Below are 19,958 nucleotides of genomic sequence, written 5' to 3' on the forward strand. Positions count from 1 at the left end.
ATCCTCAACTCTTCTCGCTTATTATACCGTATTGCCCTAAAATATTAACCTAATTTGAGATTAAATCATGCTCCTATTTGTAACATCCCCAAAACCCCCTATACCTGAATTTCAGATGTTTCTGTAGCTTCCATATCCAAACTTTCCGCTTCCGATACTTCCGCAGTTAGTTGTCCCTGAAACCTTCTAGCCTCCATTTCATCTTCCGCCGCCGCATCATACTTAGCAGCATCTTTAATATCAATTTTCCAACCCGTCAAACGTGCAGCCAATCGGACATTCTGCCCTTCCTTACCAATAGCCAGACTCAATTGGTCTTCCGCTACCAGCACATGGGCTCGACGTTCCTCTGGGTTCACCAGCCGCACTTCATCCACACGAGCCGGACTCAGAGCATTAGCAATATAAATTGACGGGTCAGGAGACCAGCGGATCACATCTATTTTCTCTCCCCGCAGTTCATTAACTACCACCTGAATTCGAGATCCCCGCGCGCCAATACAAGCTCCCACCGGATCAACATCTCTGTCCAAAGTATCAACCGCAATCTTAGTTCGTGGACCCACATGATTCGAGGGTGGGTTGGCTTCTCTAGCCACAGCCACAATTCTCACCACTTCGTCCTCAATTTCTGGCACCTCATTCGCAAACAGGTACACCACTAACCCCGCATCAGACCTAGACACAATCAATTGAGGACCACGCTGGGAACCCTGGGAAACGCGCTTCAGATATACCCGAAAAGTGGCATTAGCCCGATAGTTATCCTTGGGTAATTGTTCTCGTTTGGGTAATTCTGCCTCAACTTCTGGCTGTCCATAAACACTACTTACAGCCATAATCACCGACTGGCGCTCAAATCTCAGTACCCGAGCCTGTAGGACGGTTCCTTCATGTTCGGCGAACTCATCCTGAATCATCTTCCGCTGTTTGTCCCGTAACTTCTGAGCCAAAACCTGTTTGGTTTGAATGGCAGCCATGCGCCCAAACTCATTCTGCTCTGGGGTAACATCTAAAGTTACTGTATCTCCCAATTGAGCTTCTGGGGCGACTTCCTGCACATCCTTCAGGGAAATTTGATGGTCTTGGTTACTGGCTTGTTCCACAATAGTTAGGTTTTTGGCTAAAACCCTAAATCCCTCTTCCTCAACATCGAGTTCTACATCAAAATTATCGAAGTAGTCCTCACTAAATTGGGTGTCAATCTGAACCGTGCGCCTATAGCGTTCATACCCTTTCAGTAAGGCTTCCCGCAGAGCCTCTTCTACCGCCTGTTTCGGTAGGTTGCGCTCCGTGGAAATGCTCTCAATCATATCTTTGAGCCCGGGTAAACTTACCATTGACATAATGATTTGTCCTCGTAATTAGTTAAATACACAAATTGAGATTAGCTTGTTTCCTGAGAGTCGGCTTTATTCCCCCTCCTCTAGCAGGACTTCCGTGATTAAGGAATTGGGGATAGAGATTTGTCGCCCTTTCTGATTGATATGGACTGCCATCTCGTCGCGCCCCACCAATTTTCCACTTTGCTGTTTGTGTCCTTTGTAGGGTTCGGAGGTGGTGACTGTTACCGGAAATCCTTTGAAGGAGATAAAATCGCGATCGCAACTTAGGGACCTCGATACACCGGGACTCGATACTTCCAGAATATAAGCATCGGGAATTACATCTACCGCATCGAGTTGTTCTTCGAGGGCTCGACTCATCCGCTCACAATCTTCTAAACTGGTGTCTTGCTCCAAATTACGGATATCAACCCGCAGTACAGGAGGCTTCTGGTTAGTGTAAAACATTGCCCCCACGACTTCTAACCCCAGAGGCTTGGCGACTGGAGTGGCTAGGTCGATGATTTTGGGAATTAGGGGGTGAACCATAGTCAGATTTGATGTTAAAACGCTACAATTAGGCTCTATTGGGGTTTGTACCTCAGCCTAGGGTTACGGAAACCTGGAGATCATCCTTTACCATAAACCTCACCTGGTAGTAGGGCTATGGAAATGCTGCCACTAAAAAAAGTGGGTGTCACCCACTTGTAGATGAAACTGTATCTCCCACAAGAAGCTGAGGGCTGACCCGCAGCTTAACTTCCTTATCTATTACTCTAGCTCACAATTGAACTATTGGATGATCACCACTCCATAATTCCCTGTGGCTAGGCTATCTAGGAGTGGGGGAGGGGTCTGATCGCCTCAGTCGGACTCGTAAACAATCAATCCCTCTAATTTGCGCCTTTCCTGGATTGAGGCTAGAACTTGCTCGAAGTTTTCTTCGTCCACTCGATGTATATAATTCAGTTTAATTTCTTCTAATAGATCTACCAGTAAATATTCAAACTGCTGCATTTGTTCCCCTTCAATTTCCTGCCATAATACTTTGCCAAAGTCCCGCACCAGTTGCTCTGTTAGTTGGCTTCCCTTCCGGTCCGACATCGCTTTACGGATCGCTTCATAGGCACTATTTGGACCCTCCGTGGCTAATTGGGATAGTTCCCCGATCAGGCGATCGCTTAATTCTTTCGCCAGATTCTCAAATCCTGGTACTTTTTTAAACCTTTCTACCACCGGGGAATTTTTGACTACACTCTCCACATTATAACGAATTAGTGCCTCTATATCTGAATCTAGTTGTGGGATAACCTTATCAACCACTACCTGAATTAATTGATTAGAAATAAATTCGATTTCATTCAGGTTATTAATATTCATATACCGCTGCTGTTGTGATTGAGCGATCGCCTTACCAATATTACCTTCTCTCAGTTGGTCTTGCACTTGATTAATAAATTGGATAATCACCGCTTCCGTTAATTCCTGCGATACCGATGACACTAAACCTCGGCTGGCAAATGCTCTGAGTTTCTCCAACTTAATTAATCCCGTTTGGTCTAAACGAATAGTTACCGGAATAATCCTTAATAATCTTGCCGTTGGCAGCGGAACAAACATTAAGATATCGTACCAACGCCAGAGCATCGCATCTAGCCAAGTCACCGTGTTAAATTTACTGCTGACTACCCTAGTCCGAATCAGAAATTCCACTAAAAAGAAGATCACAAACGGAAAATCAATTCTCCAGAAATCGTTGACAAAGTTACCGGTTTCTGATAAACTTCGAAAATAATTAGCCTCCATGAACGGCTTGATCTCACTCTTAAACCAGCCTATCTCCTGTGGAAATCCATGATCGGCTAAATATTCAACAGTCCAAAAAGTAGAGAATGCTTGCTTAGAAGAATCGTCCGGGTTGGGAGCGCGATCGCGCATTCGATTTTTAATAGTCTCTAAAGCACCACTTTGATTGGCGATCGCAAAAGGGTTAGTATCAACCATTTCTATACTTTGCTGTCGCAGACTCGTCAGAATCACCTCTACTTCCGGTGATTGTAGTCCCGTCTCCACCACCTGGTTATTAAGAGCTTCTACAGTTTCTATATATCTGACCGTGTCCCGGTGGGGTTCAATCCCCATAATCGGATCATACAGTTCCGTTAACTCTCGAAAATAACGGAAATAAAAGTCGCGCCAGGGTATATAACTAATATTAAATAAAACTAGGGCATAGTTGACAACCGCTATCATTGACAGACCTCGTTCGATCCACAGACCGACCGGGTGGTTTTTATTAATCGCTCTCGGTTTTTTCATAGTCATAGACTCAATCGGTTCTGTTGACAACAACTCACTCTAGTTAAAATTTCAGTAATTGACGAATTGATTTTATTGATAATCTCATGTCTGAATCTTATCCCCGTATCAGTGTTGTGATCCCAGCTTACAACTGTGAACAGTATATTGCCGAAGCCATTGATAGTGTACTGGCTCAAACTGAGACTGATTATGAAATCATAGTTGTTGATGATGGTTCTCAAGACCAGACTCGCTCAGTAGTAGCCAACTATGACAGCCAAGTTCGCTATGTTTATCAGGATAATCAAGGGGTTTCCGTGGCGCGAAATCATGGTCTGAGTTTGGCTAGGGGTGAGTTTATCACTTTTCTCGATGCCGATGATTACTTTTTTCCCGATACCCTCCAAAGCCAACTCGCTGTATTTGATGCTGACCCCGAATTGGCGATCGTCCATAGTGGTTGGCGCAGGGTTAACCAAACTGGCGAAATGCTGATCGATGTTCAGCCTTGGGAAATGGTCGCTGAGTTGAATTTAGAGAATTGGTTGCGCTGGAAGCCTTTGGGGACTATGGGAACTTTGATGTTCCGCCGCCAGGCTTTGGATACCGTCGGAGGGTTTGAACCTGGGTTGGCTCATGCGGAGGATGTCGATTTGATTTTGCGTTTGGCCTCCAGCGGGTATCGCAGCGCTTGGCTGAAGCGATCGACTGTGTGCTATCGTCAGCACGATCGCAATACTATGCGAGATGGTATCTCTCAAGCCAAGTCTATTAATTATGTCCTCGATAAATTTTTTAATTTGCCAGATATACCCTTGGAAATTCAAGTAATTGAGGACTGGGTTCGCTATAGTACCTTGGTCTGGAGTTCCTGGTATTTATACCATACTGGGTTCAATACTGAGATGGTCGAATATTTACAGCGCTCATGGTCTTATAGTCCTTTTCTACCTATTGAAACCGTCATTAATTGGGTCGAAAGTTTTACTCAGTATTCAGAAAGTGTCGATGCTATTTTCGATGTCGATCATTTATCTACATCTCCTGAGTGGCAAAACTTATTAAAATGGGTCATGAGTAGTCTCCAATACCCCTAGACCCTATCTCGTCCTCGGAAATTATGTTAAGTTTTGTAAAACTTGTCAAAAAGTCCCCCCAGCCCTCCCAGCCGGGGGGTTGCTTTTACGGTTGACTTATGCTATTGTATTAAATAATGGAAACATTTTAAAAAATTTTATTTGGGGTTATAATTCCATTATTTTACAGTATACCCAAATCATACCATTAGTTCCCGGCGCTTGTCAACCCCCGACCGTGATTTGGCTGAACAATTTTAAAAAAATTGAATAAAAAATCAACTTTGCTGTTGATTGTATTGTGCAGGGAACTAATGTAGAATGTATAGATCCTTGCTTCTGGGTAGAAGCCTGAATTGTCCATAAGGAGTATCATTAGAATGAAGCCTTTTATTTACGAAACCATGTATATCCTGCGCTCTGACTTAAATGAGGAGCAGCTAGAGGCGGCGCGAGCCAAATATCAAGACATCCTGCGGGAACATGGCGCACAAAATCTTGAGGTGCAAAATTTGGGTAAGCGTCGTTTAGCTTATGATATCGACAAGTATCGCGAAGGCATTTACATCCAGATGAACTATGAAGGTGGCGACAGCGACCAGATTAAAGTCATGGAAAGAGCCATGCGTATAGGTGGGGATGTAATTCGTTATCTGACGATTAAACAAGATGTCACCCCATCTGCTGTCCAAGTCGAAGCCGAACCAGAAGCCGAACCCCAAGAGGTGTAAAGCTCAAGTCAGGTCAGGAGTTGGTGACGGTTAGCCGTGCCAATTCGCGACCCGGGGATACTCCTTTTGTCTCTCTCTTGCCGATTGGGTGGAATTGGGAGTATTTTAGGGGGCATATTGGAAGTTTATAGGAGCCATTGGTTATCATGAGCCAGAAAAATAATCCCAACTCCCAGGAACTCACAGCAGAAGTCGCGCGGCTGAGTGAAGAGTTAAAAATGCGAGATCAACTGGTGCAGCAGTTATCTCAAGAATTATTCCGTCTGGTGAAGGGAAATGCTAATTTAGCGCCAGATCCAGAAATGGCCGAGCGACACCAGGCTCAGATGAAGTCCTTGCGGGAACAACTCCAGCAAGTAGAGGAACAGGTTAAGTTTTATCAAGACCAGATCAATGAGCGGGATCTGGAAGTTTACCAACTTAGACAGTCTGTCCAGGAGTTAACCGATCGCTCTCGAATGCTGGAACAGGTAGTTCAAGAATTACCTGGAGTCTACCGCCAGAAGTTTTCAGAACGCCTCGAAGAGGTCATGGAAAGGGTGGAAAAACTGCAACGGGAAAATCGGCAACTGCACGCAGAACTACAAAGTGTTACCTATCGTCTGGCTCAAAAGAGTCGCCGTCCCGGCAATTTAGATCTGCCAACTTTTCAGCCAGGAACTCAGACTGTAATCGAGTTTCCTAGTTTAGGGAAGGCATGATTTTTTCCTGAGTCAGGGTCAAACCTCGTCAAACTTAGGGGTCGGTTCTAGGGAGCATCGCAGAACAAACCCCTTTATTTTTATGAATCAAGTGCCTAGGGTTTTGGGGGACTAGAATTAAGGCATTTTTGCAGCACTTCTAATAACTCCTGTGTGGTGAAAGGTTTTGATAAAAATATATCAACTCCTAACTCAGCTATATCTTTGGCTATATCTACTGAAAAGTAACCGCTAATTCCGACAATTTTAATTTGAGGATTCAGGGATTTTAGCTCCCTAATAGTAGTTTTGCCAGCCATAACAGGCATCATAATATCGATAACCACACAGTCAATTTGCTCTAAATATTGACGGTATATTTTAATCGCCTCAACTCCATTACTTGCTACCAAAACTTGATATTGAAAACTCTCTAAACTCGCTTTAGTAATTTCTCGGATAGGTTCTTCATCATCAACCACTAAAATTAGTTGACCCTGACCTGTAATTAATTCTAAATGCTCATAAACCGTAGTTTCTGTGTCCTCTGAGGCGGGTATATAAACTCTAAAAGTAGTTCCGCAACCCATTTGAGTATCAACGTCAATAAAGCCATTATGACCCTTAACTATACCTAGGACTGTGGATAGTCCTAAGCCACTACCTTTAGCAAATTCTTTGGTAGTAAAAAACGGTTCAAATATCCGGTCTAAGACTTCTTGGGTAATGCCAGTTCCCGTATCAGAGACGGTAATCATTACATAACAACCTTCCCTCGCATCAAGGTTTAAACGAGCTTCTTTTTGGTTTAAAATAACATTACTAGCTGATAGTGATAAATTCCCCCCGCCTGGCATGGCATCTCGTGCGTTGACACAGAGATTCATTAAGATTTGATGTAGTTGGGTGGGGTCGCCATAAACTGTCCAGAGTTCCTTAGAAACATTGGTGCTAACATTGATAGATTTGGGGAATGTCTCCCTGGCAATATCTGCTACTTCACTAATTAAGTGTCTGACTTGAAAAATCTCTAGTTTCCCTTCAAAGCCTTTGGCGAAGGAAAGAACTTGCTTAATTAAATGGGCTCCCCGTTTGGTGTTATTTTCAATTAACTTGAGCATTTTATTTTGTTTTTCTTGGTCAAGTCCTAATTGAAACATTTGCACGGAGGCGAGAATCGGTGTCAAAATATTATTGAGGTCATGGGCTATGCCACTGGCTAGGGTGCCAATGCTTTCTAGTCTTTGCGCTCTCAGTAGTTGGATTTCTAGTCTCTTGGTTTCGGTAATATCTGAGAGAACACCGACTATTTCTTCAATGTGACCAGAGGCATCACACACCAGCTTCATTTCGTCTCGTAACCAACGATAACTGCCATTTTTATGGCGGAAACGATATTCGGTGGTTAGGTGATTTAATTTGAGAATTTGTGAGCAACGATGATGGATTTTGGGGCGGTCATCAGGGTGAATGCGATCGCTCCAAAAATTGAGGGTATTAATCCATTCACTAGGTTGATATCCTAGTTGAGTTATGAGATTATCACTGATAAATTTAGGGGGATAGTCATCGGTAGGATAACAAGTATAAATAATCGCCGGACTCGATGCTAATAAATGTTCAAGTTGAATCTGAATAGAACTTAATCTCGCTTCGGTTTGCTCAAGTTTAGTGATTTTTTGTTGTAGTTCTGTTTCTCGAATTACCCGTTCGGTAACATCAGCAATTACAGTAATAGTTCCGCAAATTTCTCCCGCTTCAATTAAGGGAGCAATACGGACGCTTTGTTGCATTGGGGATAAAGAATGACTGCCAATATTTGCCGGAATATTAATGAGATAGGAATGGAGGCGCTGAGACAGGAAAGCTACTTGACCTTGGAGAGCTTGTTCATAAAATCGATGGATTCCTCGTTCTTTCATGTCAGGATAAAGGCTGAATAAATGACACCCAATTAAATCTTGGGCTGACCTACCACTGTGGATTTCTAGCCAATGATTCCAACTGAGAAATTCTAATTTATTATTAGTAGTAAAAATGCCCTGTTCTGCAAAGTTATTGAGCCATTTTAACAAGGCGTGACTATGGGAAAGATGGATATTATGATCTAACATAATTAGGTAAATCCCATATTTAATAGTAATTGGTGGATTACCGAGTCAGAGATGGCGCTACAGCCTCATCTGCCCAACTGTCTATCAACTCCAATAATTTCTCTAAGGAAACTACACCCAATACCAGCACTAGATAGCCGTTTACGGAGTCTTCACGCATTTTAAAGGAGGTATACATTACCATGGCATAGCGGACTTCTTCCTTGCCAATAATCAGAGAATGAATCAGTCCATCTAGGGCTTCTAGGTAAAGGCGCGGTACCGAAAAGGAAATCTGAATTTCTAGTAAATTTCCGAATACACTTAAACAGGAGTTAAGTAGGATATTGCCAATTTCTGTTAGCACTTCTCCGGCGGGAACGTCAAGGCGATCGCTTGATGGGCTACCCTCTGGGGACACTAAACGGGACAACATTACCGCCCCTTCATAGTTTAATAATAATAGAGCATTTCCCGACACTGGCCCGGTGAAAATCTGCTGTACTGTGGCAATTTCACCATTAACAAAACTCGCCAGTTTAGCCGCTAATTCTTCAATAGGATGAATAGAAACTTGAGGAACATCAAGCAAAATGCGATGACCCGTTAGCTGTGATAAAGAATTGGCAGTGCGAGCAAAACCAATATTAATTAACTCAGTTAGAGCATCTTTTTGCTTTTCGGTCAGGATCATCGCAGCACCTCCCTAGGACTGTGATATAGTAATGAGAGCTTGATTTACCTGGTCGAGAACACTTTGAGCCATAAAAGGCTTGGTAATGTAGCCCACAGCCCCAGCGGCTTGAACTGCAGCGCGAGTCATTTCCTGAGCATCAGCACTGGCAATAATAACCCTAGCTGTGTTATCCATTGCCATGAGTTTTTCTAAAACTTCTGTCCCCTGCATATCTGGCATAGCCAGATCAATTAAAACCAGGTCTGGTTTATCGATAAAGTAGCGTTCCAGCGCAGCTAGTCCCCCTGTAGCTTCAATGACTTCGTGTTTATCTGTTTCTAAGATACCACGCATAATCCTACGGGAGAGACTAGAATCATCAACGATTAAAATTTTAGCCATTGCCAAGTCTCCCAAGCCCTGCGGTTGATTACGGTGGAGTATAAACAGGATCTATATTTAGTCTCCTACAACATATATAGTAACAGGAAACTATGGGTTTTCTAAAATTTTTGTACAAATTTTAACAATCTAGTTAACTACTAGGTGATCTGCTAAAATAGATGATACGAGAACTTATACAAGGTGCCGAAACACCTTGTATAAATCAATTTTAGTCGATTTTGACCATCAATTGGGAGCAGTAGGCATATCTCGTGATGCCACCACATCGACACCTAAATCAAGAACATTAGATAAGATGGTATCGCCGATATGAATCGGGGCGGTAACATTCACTTGCCGCAATTGCTGACATAATTCTATCACTTTTTCTTTCGGTATGGCTGCGGTAGTTTTTACGGGTAATTTTGCCCAAATACCATTATTAACTCGCACTGTAGTTGTCACCATGCGACGGGGTTCGGTGTGTTCCTGTTTGGCATATTCTTCGCCTCGCTTACAGGTGAAGCCTCGCACTTCGACGATGTAGCCATTATCTTCCTCAACTTCTAGGCGACATCCCAAAGGACAACCAATACATAGATAATGAGAAATGGTGGTTTCTGAGGTGGTTTCTGTGGTTTTAGTCATGGCTTATTTCTCCTCAAAATTTGCTGGATTTACTCAAGGGGGAGGATATCAATTGTTAAAGCCTCTCCGTGGAAGTTCTGCAAAAACCGGGGTTTGACTTTCAGGTTGACCATTTCGGCGGGGAATACATACCGGAGTTTTTTCTCGTATATATCCCCAAGTTTTAAAATGCTTTCCTTGAGAGGACGACGCACTCGCATATAAACGGTATGATCCCGATCGCTCGAAATGGTTTGAGGTACACAATAGGCGACATTTTCACCAGGAATTAAACGGATATTATCGGTAGGTGGGCGATTTTTAGTTACATATAATCCCGCATTTCGACCAGCTAAAATGGCTTCTTGGCTGACAAAATCAACTAGATCATGAATGTGGACGACATTACCACAAGCAAAAACTCCATTCATAGAAGTTTCCATGGTGCTGCTAACCACTGGACCACTGGTAACCGGATCAATTCGCAGTTGTAATTGACGAGATAGTTCGTTTTCGGGAATTAATCCAATCGATAATAACAGGGTGTCGCAGGGAACATACCAGCTTTGGTCGGCGAGGGGTTGTAGATGTTCATTAACTGGCGCGACGGTGACTCCTTCAATGCGATCGCGTCCATGAATTTCTACTACTGTGGTAGATAGATATAGAGGGATATTAAAGTCCTGTAAACATTGCACAATGTTCCGGTTTAATCCGTTAGCGTGGGGCATTATTTCAAATACTCCCGCCACTTCTACCCCTTCCAGGGTTAGCCGTCTCGCCATAATTAATCCGATATCCCCAGAACCCAGAATTACGGCTTTATTTCCAGGTAGAAATCCTAGTAAATTTACAAATCTTTGGGCTAACCCGGCGGTTAAGACTCCTGAACAGCGGGTTCCGGGGGTGCGAATAGCGCCACGAGTCCTTTCTCTCGCACCCATGGCTAAGACGGTGGCTTTGGCGGAAATGACGTGCATTCCGTGGTTTCCAGACATTAATTTAACTCGCCGATCGCCATCTATATCTAAGATATAGGCATCTGCTATAATGTCTATATCCTGGGCGATCGCTTGTTCTAAAAAACGTTGAGCATATTCAGGTCCGGTCAATTCTTCTTTAAAGTGTTGGAGTCCAAAACCGGGGTGAATACATTGCAATAAAATGCCTCCCGCTTCCTTTTCGCGATCGACAATTAAAATTCGTTCAGCGCCAGACTCTTTCGCGCCTAACGCCGCCGCTATCCCAGCGGGTCCGCCGCCAACAACTACTACATCATAGTTGCTATTTAGGTGCTTAATACTCTCGGTAATCATGATAATTTTTCAATGGCTAACAACAAACACAGACTAAATTTGGGGCGGGTTATATAGTCAATTTTTGTCGGTAGTAAGTAACCGACATTAACCCGCCATTTTTAGGCACAATAAGCTATGGGTTGTAATCAGTGTTAATTAGTGGGTATTTATGAATGCTGTTCACGCACTACCCAGGTATCGCCGCCACGTTTGGTAATTTCGGTCATGGGAATGTTATATTCCTGGGATAAAAGTTGCATACAGCGTCCTGTACAAAATCCCCCCTGACAGCGACCCATTCCCGCGCGGGTGCGGAATTTAATGCCATCTAATGTTTTTGCGCCTCGGCTGATCGCATCCAGAATTTCACCCTCGGAAATTAACTCACACCGACAGATAATTCGACCATAGCTAGGGTTTTGGTTGACCAGTGCAATTTGTGCTTCTGTAGAAAGAGAGGCGAAATGAATGGGTTTAGTAATTGAGGGAATAAAGCTATCTTTGGGGGCTAAGGATAAGCCTTCTTCGTGTAAAATATCCCTAACCATAGTGGCGATCGCTGGTGCTGCGGTTAGTCCTGGTGATTGAATTCCCGCCACGTTAATAAAGCCAGGTTTCGCCGTAGTCCCGATGATAAAATCTTCTCCGTCTACTACCGCGCGGAGTCCCGCAAATTCAGCTATACAGTCCCTAGGACTAATTCCTGGGACGGTTTGGGTAACTGCATCAAAAACTTTTTTTCCCCCTTCGTGGGAGGTGGTTAAATCGGTCTTATCGTCCACCATTTCGGCGGTAGGACCCACCATTAAAGTCCCGTCATAGGTGGGGATGACTAAGATACCTTTAGAAACGGGAGTAGGACAGGGAAAAATTACTCGTTTGACCAGTCCAATTAATCGCTTATCGAGGAGATATTCCTCTCCTTTACGGGGTTTGATGGTAAAGGTACGCACTCCCGCAAATTCAGCGATCGCATCTGCATATAGTCCAGCCGCATTAATCACAAAACGAGTATTAAATTCCCCTCTGGGGGTATGGATTACCCAGTGATGATCAGGGGTTTGATTAATGGCTGTAACTTTACAATTGGTAAAGAGATTTAAGCCGTTTATACAGGCATTTTCAATTAGAGCAAAACAAGCCTCGTAGGGATTAACCACCCCAGTTGTCGGCGCATATAAAGCAGCGATCGCCTCTGATGTTAGGTGAGGTTCTTCTTTTCGCAGGCGTTCCCGTTGCCAAATTTCTAAGCCAGGAACTCCTTTAGCTTCCCCCTGTTTTTGCAATTTTTCTAGTGTGGGTATTTGGTCTTCTGCGAAAGCGACAGTAAGTTCTCCAATGCGTTTAAAACCAAACCCTAATTCTTCGCAGATGGTATCCCACATTTGGTTTCCTTCCCATTCTAGCCTACCTTTCAGCGTATTAGGGGAACTGTGATGTCCACCGTGAATAATACCGCTGTTGGCTTTGCTGGTTCCGAAACCCACTTCTGCTTCTGATTCAATTAGCGCAACTCGAATCGCATACCGCATCAATTCTCGCGCAATGGTGCATCCGGTTACACCACCACCGATAATGATTGCATCATACAACATGATCCTATCCTGTAAGTGTTTGCTTGTCGGTCATACAGTGTTTAATCAATTGAAATTGTTAGTCAATCAAACTGCTCAATCTGGTTAAGCGGTGGACATCAGTTTCTGGCTGCTACAGCCGCGATCGCATGGATCTGTAAACTGAATCCTCTATCTTCAGTGTAAGGACAAATTGATGATTTGTCATCCGTATTTAGGTTAAGTATTTTTAAGCGCCATTATTCAACTATGGTATAATTAATCCGGCAAAATTCATCAATGGACAAGTTGAATGAGCATTAATTTTACACAAATTAACTCTGGGAATGAACTTAAATCAGCCATGGCTAAAGGTCTTTATACTACTGTCCATGAGTGTTTTTCTGCTCCCCCTTTTAACGAAAAAGTAACCCCAGAAAAAGTCAATTTTTACTTTCAAAAATATATTGAATCCGGGGTTTTATACTTGGCTTATTCTGACTCAAACCCCATGGGATTTATTGCGGCACTCCCCTTAGCTGAAACCGCCAATATAGGAGAGTTAGAATTTTTTGAGACTTGGGGATATATGAATAACCAAAAAGTTCATCTAAATTCTGATTTATTCACTCAGCAAACCGGACTCAGCATTGATAAATTATACTATGTCGCTGATTTAGGTGTAGCCATTAATTACCGTCAGCAAGGTATCGCCACAGGACTGTTTAAAACCTTATTTGGTCATTTATCAGATCACATTGGTTATATCTTGAGAACTACAGCCAACCCTGAATATGCTTATTTACCTGAGTTTTATCAAAAGTTGGGGTTTAAAATGATACCAATTAGCCAAAGTGTTGAGTATTATCATTTTAAAAATGAATTAATCCAGGATAGCCGTTTAATTTTAGTGAAATTACCTAACGATTAATTAAATTTTTGATTTCCTTTAAAAGTGGCGGTTCTTTGGATATCTTAACCGGGTGGGTTAGCAGTCCTTCACTAGGGCTAAATAAAAACGCCATTAGGAATAAACCAGAAGCCACCAAGACAATGGCTGGACCGGAAGGCAAGTTATAGAAATAACTCAGATACATTCCACTCATGCTAGAACCCACGCCAATTAACACCCCTAAAATCATCACATTATGCAAACGATTAACCAATAAATAAGCGGTGGCTGATGGTGTAATTAATAAGGATAAAACTAAGATGACTCCTACGGCTTTGAGACTGGCGACAATAGTTAAGGAAATTAACATCATTAACCCTAAATTTAACAGGTTCACAGGTAAGCCAGCCGCCTCCGCGCCCTGGGGGTCAAAGGTATAGAACAATAATTCTTTATAAATGAGGAAGACGACCAATAAGACAATAGCAGCAATAATCATTGTATCCCGGACATCGGAGGCTGTAACTCCCAAGATATTGCCAAAGAGAAAATGATTTAAGTCGATTTTATTGTCTTTTTGAATGATGGTAATTAGAGTAATCCCCAAAGCAAAAAAGCCGGAAAAAACAATCCCCATGGCTGCGTCTTCTTTGATTTTGGAGTGGGTGCGGATTATTTCGATTAATACTGTACTGAATACCCCAGCGATAAACGCACCTACAAAAATATTAAACCCTAAAATAAAGGCGATCGCTAATCCAGGTAAAACGGAATGGCTGATGGCATCCCCTAATAAAGCCAGCCGCTGCACCATTAAATAACTACCAACCACGGCACAAATTAACCCCACCAATATAGCAATAGTGAGCGATCGCTGCATGAAACCATATTGCAAAGGTTCTATTAATATTTCCCAAACTATCATGTTGATACTGTCTCTTATATCTTCAGAACCTGGATTTTTGTGGATGGATATACAGGGCAAAAAACCGGGTTTATCCTCAATAGATAATTCTCCAACGCCATTAAGCTGCATTGTCTGAGAAAAACATGACCCTACCACCATAAGCATGATCAAGATTTTCCTGAGTTAAGACAGCTTCCCTAGTTCCGGCGGCGATTAGTTCTTTGTTTAGCAGAATTAAGTCATCAAAATTGGTAATGGATTTACCTAAGTCGTGATTAACTACTAACACAATTTTGCCGGAAGCTGCTAACTCCCTGAAAATACTAAAAATCACATTTTCAGTTTTTTGATCAATACCCGCAAAGGGTTCATCAAAGCAGAAAACTTCCGCCTGTTGCGCTAAAGATCTAGCTAAGAAAACCCGTTGCTGTTGACCTCCTGAAAGTTGACCAATAGGACGCGCACTATAGCTTTCCATTCCTACCCGCTGTAAGGCTTGGGTAGCCAAGCGACGACTGACTCCCGAAAAGCCTCTAAACCAACCAGTTTGGCGGACTCTTCCCATCATTACTACATCCCAAACTGTGGCGGGATAGGTCCAGTCTATCTGCGATCGCTGGGGGACGTAGGCGACGCGGTGGCGTTGTTGACTCAGGGGACGTTCACCGAAAATGGCAGGGCTTCCTGTGGCAGGAATCAGCCCCAAAATAGCTTTTAACAAGGTACTCTTACCCGCACCATTGGGTCCAATAATTCCGGTTAGCCGTCCTGGGTTCACCTGTAGATTAATGTCCCGCAGTGCTTCAATCCCTCGGTACTGTACCCCCAGGTTACTGATGATAATACTCATATCGGCTGAAACCTGCTTAATAAAGGAGTTGTGGGCAATTTTGAGAGTATCCATAACTATGATTTGCGATCGCTTTATTTCAAGTTATGTCAAGAATAGCACAAAAATGAAAGAAATATGAAATAATTTATGAAAACAAAATGAAAAGGACTAAGTACAAATGGCTAGACCAATGGCTAAGGGGTTAGGTGTAGTTGGGTTATTGTGTGGGTTGTTGCTGGGGGGTTGTCAGTCGCCGTCGGTGGTTTCTACTGGGGATGAAATGCCGAAAGTGGTATCTACTACCACTATTATTGCCGATTTAACTGAAGCGATCGCCTCTGACCAAATTCAACATACCAGTCTTTTACAGCCGGGGGTAGATCCTCATATTTATGAACCTGTCCCCCAGGATAGTATAGCCTTAGAAAACGCTGACCTAATTCTGTATAATGGTCATAATTTGGAACCAGGTTTAATTAGGTTAATTGAAGCGGTGGGAGAAAGGGCCATAAGAGTGGCAGTTGCTGAGTTTATCACTCCCTTAACTATTGAAGAAAATGGAGAGGTAGAACCGGATCCCCATGTGTGGGGAAATGTGGAAAATGCGATCGTCATGGTTGAGGTAATTCGGGATGAATTAATAGCACTATCCCCAGATGATCGGCAGATATTTATGGATAATGCGGAACAGCTTATTGAGGAGTTGGAAAAACTCCATATTTGGATTGGTGAACAAATTGCCACAATTCCTAGCGATCGCCGTTATCTGGTCACCACCCATGATGCTTTTCAATATTACGCCGCCGCCTATGGTTTAACTGTACCCGGAACCTTAATAGGTATCAGCACCGAAGAACAACCTAGCGCCCAAACTGTGCGGAATTTAGCAGAGGAAATCCGCCGCCTAGGAATCCCTGCTATTTTTGCAGAAACTACACTTAATCCCCAATTAATTAGGGCGGTTGCGGAAGAAGCCGGGGTGGAATTAGCCCCCCAAGAATTATATTCAGATTCTATTGGCGCACCTGGTTCCGAAGGGGATAGTTATGTTAGGATGATGCAAGCCAATACTAGGGCGATCGTAGAAGCCCTCGGCGACAACTAATTTATTAGGGCAGGTAGGGGCAGGTTTCTAACCCGTCTCCGCCTGCTGCTGGTCGCTATTCTCCTAAACCGCTGGTTCCGTGGCTGGGCTAATAATTTCCTGGAATTGAATCACGTCTTGGCGTGGGTCAGAATGGGTCACTTTGACCTCAAAGCGATCGCCAAGTTCTATATCACGGTTAAAGCGCATTGGTAACTCTAACCCTAATTCCTCCAGCATGACCAAACCTAAATTACTATCCTCGCGCAACCACCGCAGCAAAATAGCTTCCCAGACCTCATCAGTTTGACGACGCAAATATTCCAAACTCCAATAGCGGTTAGTCTCCCGTTCCACCTTCGAGGCTTCTTTCACCGCCGGACCGAGACTCATCACCATTTCCTGCATTTGTTCCACCGAAAAAGGTGGATCATCTCCCCGCAAATGAGCCTTAATCTGGAAGTGAGCCAAGAGATCGCTATAACGCCTAATGGGGGAAGTCACCTGCGTATAAGTTTCCAGGGCTAAACTTGCATGGCGAGCTGGAGTTAAGCTAACCTCACTGCGAGGCATATAACGACGCAATGCACAGGCTCTGACCGCTCCGGCTGGTAGTTGCAGCAGCTCCTCTTCTGGGGGTAGTTCCGGTTGAGGCTGGCTGCGATAGGGTAATGCTAAATTATGCTCTTGACCATAGCGAGCCGCTACCTCCCCAGTCAAAATCATCATTTCTGCCACCATTTGGCGAGACAGAGAATCATCAAGGAGTTTAACAATTACCTCATCCCCCTCCACCTTGATCATCGATTCTGGCATATAAATACTAATAGCCCCTTGGGAGGAACGCCATTGTTGGCGACGTTTGGCTAACTGTCCTAAAATCTCGATTTCTGGTTCAGCCTTAATACCCAAGTGCAGCATCTCATCCACGTCATCATAGGTGAGGCGGTAGGTAGGTTTGATGATGCTCGTATGAATGCTATAATCCTTCAGGCTGCCATCCTCATTCAGCACTACCCCGAAGCTCAAGGCACAGCAAATTTTACCCTGTACCAAACTCATCGGCCCCGTGGCTAGTTCTGGGGGGAACATGGGAATCATCCCCGTCGGTAGGTAAACGCTGGTCGTCCTGCGCCGCGCTTCTAGGTCTAGTTCATCTCCCGGTGTAATTAGACGAGTAGGGTCAGCAATGTGAATCCAAATTTTTTGGGTTCCGTCTTCCAGGAATTCTAGGCTAACTCCATCATCAATTTCGCGGGTGCTTTCGTCGTCAATGGTGTAGACCTTCAGATGAGTTAAATCGAACCGATGACCTTGATCCGGGTCAGGTTGGGGAGATTGCAAATAATATTGAGCCACGTCTAGCACCTTTGCGGGAAACTGGGTTGGGATCTGACTGCGCCATAGGGAAAGATTCTCATGCAGACTCCATATCCCCAAGTCTACCAACAATTGAAAAGAGGCACTGGGAGTTTGAGGGCGATTAAGACTGCTTAGGGTTTCTAAGGCGGGTCCGGTATGGGATGCTTCCTCCCCATAAAGAGCAAAACGTTCTAAAGCATCAAGGCGAGTGCGATCGCTCCCCCGCCATTCTACCACCTCTCCCGCTAGACATTGTTCAACTCGCTGCCAAAACAGTTGGGTTTCCTGTTCCCGTTGCTGTTCAACTTCCTGTTGATGTTTGATTTCTGCTACCTGGTTGGGAGGGCGAGGTTCATAGCGATCGCCCTTCTGTTTAAAGTAGAGTTTATCATTGCATAGCAACAGGTGGCTGGCATAACACTGGGCTGGAGTTTCCTCCGAAAATAGCAACAATGCCATTCCTTTGGGGTCTACTGTTTCCCCCTCTTCAATCAAAATCTCCCAGGCTATCTCTAAACTAGCTGGATCTAGATAGGGTTGTATTTCTTCATAAAAAGAGGGAATATCAGCAGGACGATAAGTCGTTCCCCCTACCTCATAGGTAATTTGTCTGGGATGAACGGTATGGGAATTTCCCTGGTCATCAACTAAGATCCAGTGCTTTTTTCCTTCAGGGCGATCTACCACAGCGAGACGGCGCTCCCCATGATGACGGAATTCAACTAAGGTTCCCTTTTCCACCAATTCAATCAGCCTTCTTTATTGACAAAGGGCAGCATGGCTAAAATTCTAGCCCGTTTGATCGCTTTTGTCAGGTCTCGTTGTTGTTTACAGGTTAAACCGGTAATGCGGCGGGGTAGAATTTTGCCCCGTTCGGTCATAAACTTTTTCAACAACTCGATGTTTTTATAATCAATGGGGGTTTTGGGATCAATGGGCGAAACTTGGCGACGGAAATAGCTCATGGGCTTTGACTCCTGTTAGTTTAATGGATGATTCTATGTCGATGGGGATGACTACTCTCCCACCAGTCATCTGAAAGCACTATTTGATTTCTTTGTGAACCGTATGTTTGTTACAGTGGGTGCAGAATTTCTTGAGTTCCATTCTGCCAGTTGTATTCCGACGGTTTTTGGTCGTTGTATACCGTGACACACCCTTAGAACGCTTATCGGTATTGGTGCGACACTCAGTGCATTCCAGCGTGATTACAATGCGAACACCTTTAGCCATAATCCTAAAAGATTTCTTAATAAAGCACAATCATCTATTATTTCAGGTATTGCTGCATTTTGTCAATCCAATTTTTGACTCTAATATCCAGAGAATAGCCTCGCTGAACACCAATAACGATGGTTTCGCCCAGGCGATCGTGAAAAGTTTGCGGGTATTGAGCCATATCAAAAAGCACAGTTCCACCATCAGCGATCAGGGGAACTAATAATAACACAACTCCGGCATGGCCTGAAGCCAGACTGCCTAATCCATTTAGGGCCAAGAATACAAAAAACCCTAGGACCCCCTCGCGCTTAGATAATTCTAGCAATTGCGGTGTTCGGTGGAATCGTGTATCAATTACCCTCATATTCAAAGCCCAGCGCCCCAAGCTCTGTCCGTAGTTTCGATAAACGACAAACACCCGTGAGGCTATCCAAAGCAGCATAAATACCAAAAATCCGACTAAGCCACTAAGCCCTAATAAACCAGTAATCAACAACACTAGAAATGCGTCAATCCCTAATGCGATCGCCCGACACCAAGTTGGAACCCTTGGAAAAGCAGGGGCTACTAACTCAGATAACTCAGACCTTTCAGAACTCATGGTGAATACCAGATTATCAAAAGACAAAGCCTCAATCAAATCAAGAAAGAGGCAGAGTCATCATATTAAATTGTAGTGTAGAAACCAAACCCTAAAGGCTGCATAGAGAAAAAGCGAGTGTAAAAGAGGTCAAGCCCTCGGTCTGTTAGTGTGCCTCGGCTACATCCATTACTGGACTTCCACCTGACATCTATTAACGGGTAATCTTCCCGTGACCTTACCTGGCTAACCCAGTGAGAGCACTCATCTTGAGGTGGGCTTCCCACTTAGATGCTTTCAGCGGTTATCCGCTCCGCACATGGCTACCCTGCGTAT

The 19,958-nt window shown here is 43.8% G+C and carries 20 protein-coding genes and 1 rRNA gene (1 of these 21 running past the window's edge); 5 read left to right on the top strand and 16 right to left on the bottom strand.

The genetic code is table 11. The features are described 5' to 3' along the window. Positions 1-98: 98 nt before the first annotated feature. From nusA to ACTIE0_RS15500, 3 genes are all read right to left on the bottom strand, one after another. Positions 99-1,346 (bottom strand): transcription termination factor NusA, encoded by a 1,248-nt coding sequence (nusA, locus tag ACTIE0_RS15490; protein WP_006621527.1) that lies wholly within the window; start codon positions 1,344-1,346, stop codon positions 99-101. Between the two features lie 66 nt (positions 1,347-1,412). Continuing rightward, on the bottom strand, positions 1,413-1,874 hold the full coding sequence (rimP, locus tag ACTIE0_RS15495; protein ID WP_006621528.1) for a ribosome maturation factor RimP: 462 nt from the start codon (positions 1,872-1,874) through the stop codon (positions 1,413-1,415). 315 nt (positions 1,875-2,189) lie between these two features. Next, positions 2,190-3,644, bottom strand: a complete 1,455-nt coding sequence (locus ACTIE0_RS15500) for a hypothetical protein (protein WP_048895362.1) — start codon at positions 3,642-3,644, stop codon at positions 2,190-2,192. An 86-nt stretch (positions 3,645-3,730) separates the two neighbouring features. On the opposite strand from ACTIE0_RS15500, the gene ACTIE0_RS15505 reads away from it, so the two are divergent. The 3 genes from ACTIE0_RS15505 to ACTIE0_RS15515 all read left to right on the top strand — a co-directional run bounded on the left by ACTIE0_RS15505 (position 3,731) and on the right by ACTIE0_RS15515 (position 6,134). Next, positions 3,731-4,723: a glycosyltransferase family 2 protein gene (locus tag ACTIE0_RS15505; RefSeq protein WP_006621530.1), complete on the top strand. Its 993-nt coding sequence runs from the start codon at positions 3,731-3,733 to the stop codon at positions 4,721-4,723. Between the two features lie 359 nt (positions 4,724-5,082). Then, entirely contained in the window at positions 5,083-5,433 is a 351-nt protein-coding gene (gene rpsF / locus ACTIE0_RS15510; RefSeq protein ID WP_006670624.1) for a 30S ribosomal protein S6, read from the top strand. Between the two features lie 146 nt (positions 5,434-5,579). After that, positions 5,580-6,134 carry an Npun_F5560 family protein gene (locus ACTIE0_RS15515; protein WP_006621535.1) on the top strand — a complete coding sequence of 185 codons (555 nt, stop codon included), beginning with the start codon at positions 5,580-5,582 and terminating at the stop codon, positions 6,132-6,134. Between the two features lie 95 nt (positions 6,135-6,229). On the opposite strand, the gene ACTIE0_RS15520 is transcribed toward ACTIE0_RS15515, so the two are convergent. The 6 genes from ACTIE0_RS15520 to ACTIE0_RS15545 form a co-directional block, all read right to left on the bottom strand. Beyond that, positions 6,230-8,227 (bottom strand): PAS domain-containing hybrid sensor histidine kinase/response regulator, encoded by a 1,998-nt coding sequence (locus ACTIE0_RS15520; protein ID WP_006670821.1) that lies wholly within the window; start codon positions 8,225-8,227, stop codon positions 6,230-6,232. Positions 8,228-8,264: 37 nt separating this feature from the next. Next, complete coding sequence (locus ACTIE0_RS15525; RefSeq protein ID WP_006621537.1) at positions 8,265-8,900, bottom strand: chemotaxis protein CheC; 636 nt, start codon at positions 8,898-8,900, stop codon at positions 8,265-8,267. 12 nt (positions 8,901-8,912) lie between these two features. After that, positions 8,913-9,284 (bottom strand): response regulator, encoded by a 372-nt coding sequence (locus tag ACTIE0_RS15530; RefSeq protein ID WP_006670822.1) that lies wholly within the window; start codon positions 9,282-9,284, stop codon positions 8,913-8,915. A gap of 228 nt (positions 9,285-9,512) precedes the next feature. Beyond that, on the bottom strand, positions 9,513-9,914 hold the full coding sequence (locus ACTIE0_RS15535) for a DUF1667 domain-containing protein (RefSeq protein WP_006621539.1): 402 nt from the start codon (positions 9,912-9,914) through the stop codon (positions 9,513-9,515). 29 nt (positions 9,915-9,943) lie between these two features. Continuing rightward, complete coding sequence (locus tag ACTIE0_RS15540) at positions 9,944-11,209, bottom strand: NAD(P)/FAD-dependent oxidoreductase (RefSeq protein ID WP_006621540.1); 1,266 nt, start codon at positions 11,207-11,209, stop codon at positions 9,944-9,946. Positions 11,210-11,358: 149 nt separating this feature from the next. Then, positions 11,359-12,786, bottom strand: coding sequence for an NAD(P)/FAD-dependent oxidoreductase (locus ACTIE0_RS15545; protein ID WP_006621541.1), 1,428 nt, complete (start codon positions 12,784-12,786; stop codon positions 11,359-11,361). A gap of 271 nt (positions 12,787-13,057) precedes the next feature. Here ACTIE0_RS15545 and ACTIE0_RS15550 point away from each other — a divergent pair, with 271 nt between their 5' ends. Further along, positions 13,058-13,675 (top strand): GNAT family N-acetyltransferase, encoded by a 618-nt coding sequence (locus tag ACTIE0_RS15550; RefSeq protein ID WP_006621542.1) that lies wholly within the window; start codon positions 13,058-13,060, stop codon positions 13,673-13,675. On the opposite strand, the gene ACTIE0_RS15555 is transcribed toward ACTIE0_RS15550, so the two are convergent. Further along, positions 13,665-14,561, bottom strand: a complete 897-nt coding sequence (locus ACTIE0_RS15555) for a metal ABC transporter permease (RefSeq protein WP_006621543.1) — start codon at positions 14,559-14,561, stop codon at positions 13,665-13,667. The two genes, ACTIE0_RS15550 and ACTIE0_RS15555, sit on opposite strands and share 11 nt — an antisense overlap. Before the next feature lie 100 nt (positions 14,562-14,661). Then, the gene (locus ACTIE0_RS15560) at positions 14,662-15,447 is read right to left on the bottom strand and encodes a metal ABC transporter ATP-binding protein (protein ID WP_006621544.1); all 786 of its coding nucleotides are present in this window, start codon (positions 15,445-15,447) and stop codon (positions 14,662-14,664) included. 106 nt (positions 15,448-15,553) lie between these two features. Between ACTIE0_RS15560 and ACTIE0_RS15565 the strand changes: the two genes are divergently transcribed. Then, positions 15,554-16,480: a metal ABC transporter solute-binding protein, Zn/Mn family gene (locus ACTIE0_RS15565; protein WP_006670824.1), complete on the top strand. Its 927-nt coding sequence runs from the start codon at positions 15,554-15,556 to the stop codon at positions 16,478-16,480. 63 nt (positions 16,481-16,543) lie between these two features. Here the strand turns inward: ACTIE0_RS15565 and ACTIE0_RS15570 are convergent, their stop codons facing one another. The 5 genes from ACTIE0_RS15570 to ACTIE0_RS15590 form a co-directional block, all read right to left on the bottom strand. Next, the gene (locus tag ACTIE0_RS15570; RefSeq protein WP_006621546.1) at positions 16,544-18,562 is read right to left on the bottom strand and encodes a ribonuclease catalytic domain-containing protein; all 2,019 of its coding nucleotides are present in this window, start codon (positions 18,560-18,562) and stop codon (positions 16,544-16,546) included. Positions 18,563-18,570: 8 nt separating this feature from the next. Then, complete coding sequence (rpsR, locus tag ACTIE0_RS15575; RefSeq protein WP_006616668.1) at positions 18,571-18,786, bottom strand: 30S ribosomal protein S18; 216 nt, start codon at positions 18,784-18,786, stop codon at positions 18,571-18,573. Positions 18,787-18,865: 79 nt separating this feature from the next. Then, positions 18,866-19,054: a 50S ribosomal protein L33 gene (rpmG, locus tag ACTIE0_RS15580; RefSeq protein WP_006616669.1), complete on the bottom strand. Its 189-nt coding sequence runs from the start codon at positions 19,052-19,054 to the stop codon at positions 18,866-18,868. Positions 19,055-19,091: 37 nt separating this feature from the next. Next, the gene (locus tag ACTIE0_RS15585; protein ID WP_006670825.1) at positions 19,092-19,643 is read right to left on the bottom strand and encodes an RDD family protein; all 552 of its coding nucleotides are present in this window, start codon (positions 19,641-19,643) and stop codon (positions 19,092-19,094) included. Between the two features lie 125 nt (positions 19,644-19,768). Further along, a 23S ribosomal RNA gene (locus tag ACTIE0_RS15590) occupies positions 19,769-19,958 on the bottom strand (its annotated part continues 1,102 nt past the right edge of the window); the annotation flags it as partial.

It is taken from the genome of Limnospira sp., from assembly GCF_051859755.1.
Taxonomy (GTDB): Bacteria; Cyanobacteriota; Cyanobacteriia; order Cyanobacteriales; family Microcoleaceae; genus Limnospira; species Limnospira fusiformis.

Coding starts and splice junctions, on each gene's coding strand:
- nusA (WP_006621527.1), bottom strand. CDS start 1,346: ATGTCAATGGTAAGTTTACCCGGGCTCAAAGATATGATTGAGAGCATT.
- rimP (WP_006621528.1), bottom strand. CDS start 1,874: ATGGTTCACCCCCTAATTCCCAAAATCATCGACCTAGCCACTCCAGTC.
- ACTIE0_RS15500 (WP_048895362.1), bottom strand. CDS start 3,644: ATGAAAAAACCGAGAGCGATTAATAAAAACCACCCGGTCGGTCTGTGG.
- ACTIE0_RS15505 (WP_006621530.1), top strand. CDS start 3,731: ATGTCTGAATCTTATCCCCGTATCAGTGTTGTGATCCCAGCTTACAAC.
- rpsF (WP_006670624.1), top strand. CDS start 5,083: ATGAAGCCTTTTATTTACGAAACCATGTATATCCTGCGCTCTGACTTA.
- ACTIE0_RS15515 (WP_006621535.1), top strand. CDS start 5,580: ATGAGCCAGAAAAATAATCCCAACTCCCAGGAACTCACAGCAGAAGTC.
- ACTIE0_RS15520 (WP_006670821.1), bottom strand. CDS start 8,227: ATGTTAGATCATAATATCCATCTTTCCCATAGTCACGCCTTGTTAAAA.
- ACTIE0_RS15525 (WP_006621537.1), bottom strand. CDS start 8,900: ATGATCCTGACCGAAAAGCAAAAAGATGCTCTAACTGAGTTAATTAAT.
- ACTIE0_RS15530 (WP_006670822.1), bottom strand. CDS start 9,284: ATGGCTAAAATTTTAATCGTTGATGATTCTAGTCTCTCCCGTAGGATT.
- ACTIE0_RS15535 (WP_006621539.1), bottom strand. CDS start 9,914: ATGACTAAAACCACAGAAACCACCTCAGAAACCACCATTTCTCATTAT.
- ACTIE0_RS15540 (WP_006621540.1), bottom strand. CDS start 11,209: ATGATTACCGAGAGTATTAAGCACCTAAATAGCAACTATGATGTAGTA.
- ACTIE0_RS15545 (WP_006621541.1), bottom strand. CDS start 12,786: ATGTTGTATGATGCAATCATTATCGGTGGTGGTGTAACCGGATGCACC.
- ACTIE0_RS15550 (WP_006621542.1), top strand. CDS start 13,058: ATGAGCATTAATTTTACACAAATTAACTCTGGGAATGAACTTAAATCA.
- ACTIE0_RS15555 (WP_006621543.1), bottom strand. CDS start 14,561: ATGATAGTTTGGGAAATATTAATAGAACCTTTGCAATATGGTTTCATG.
- ACTIE0_RS15560 (WP_006621544.1), bottom strand. CDS start 15,447: ATGGATACTCTCAAAATTGCCCACAACTCCTTTATTAAGCAGGTTTCA.
- ACTIE0_RS15565 (WP_006670824.1), top strand. CDS start 15,554: ATGGCTAGACCAATGGCTAAGGGGTTAGGTGTAGTTGGGTTATTGTGT.
- rpsR (WP_006616668.1), bottom strand. CDS start 18,786: ATGAGCTATTTCCGTCGCCAAGTTTCGCCCATTGATCCCAAAACCCCC.
- rpmG (WP_006616669.1), bottom strand. CDS start 19,054: ATGGCTAAAGGTGTTCGCATTGTAATCACGCTGGAATGCACTGAGTGT.
- ACTIE0_RS15585 (WP_006670825.1), bottom strand. CDS start 19,643: ATGAGTTCTGAAAGGTCTGAGTTATCTGAGTTAGTAGCCCCTGCTTTT.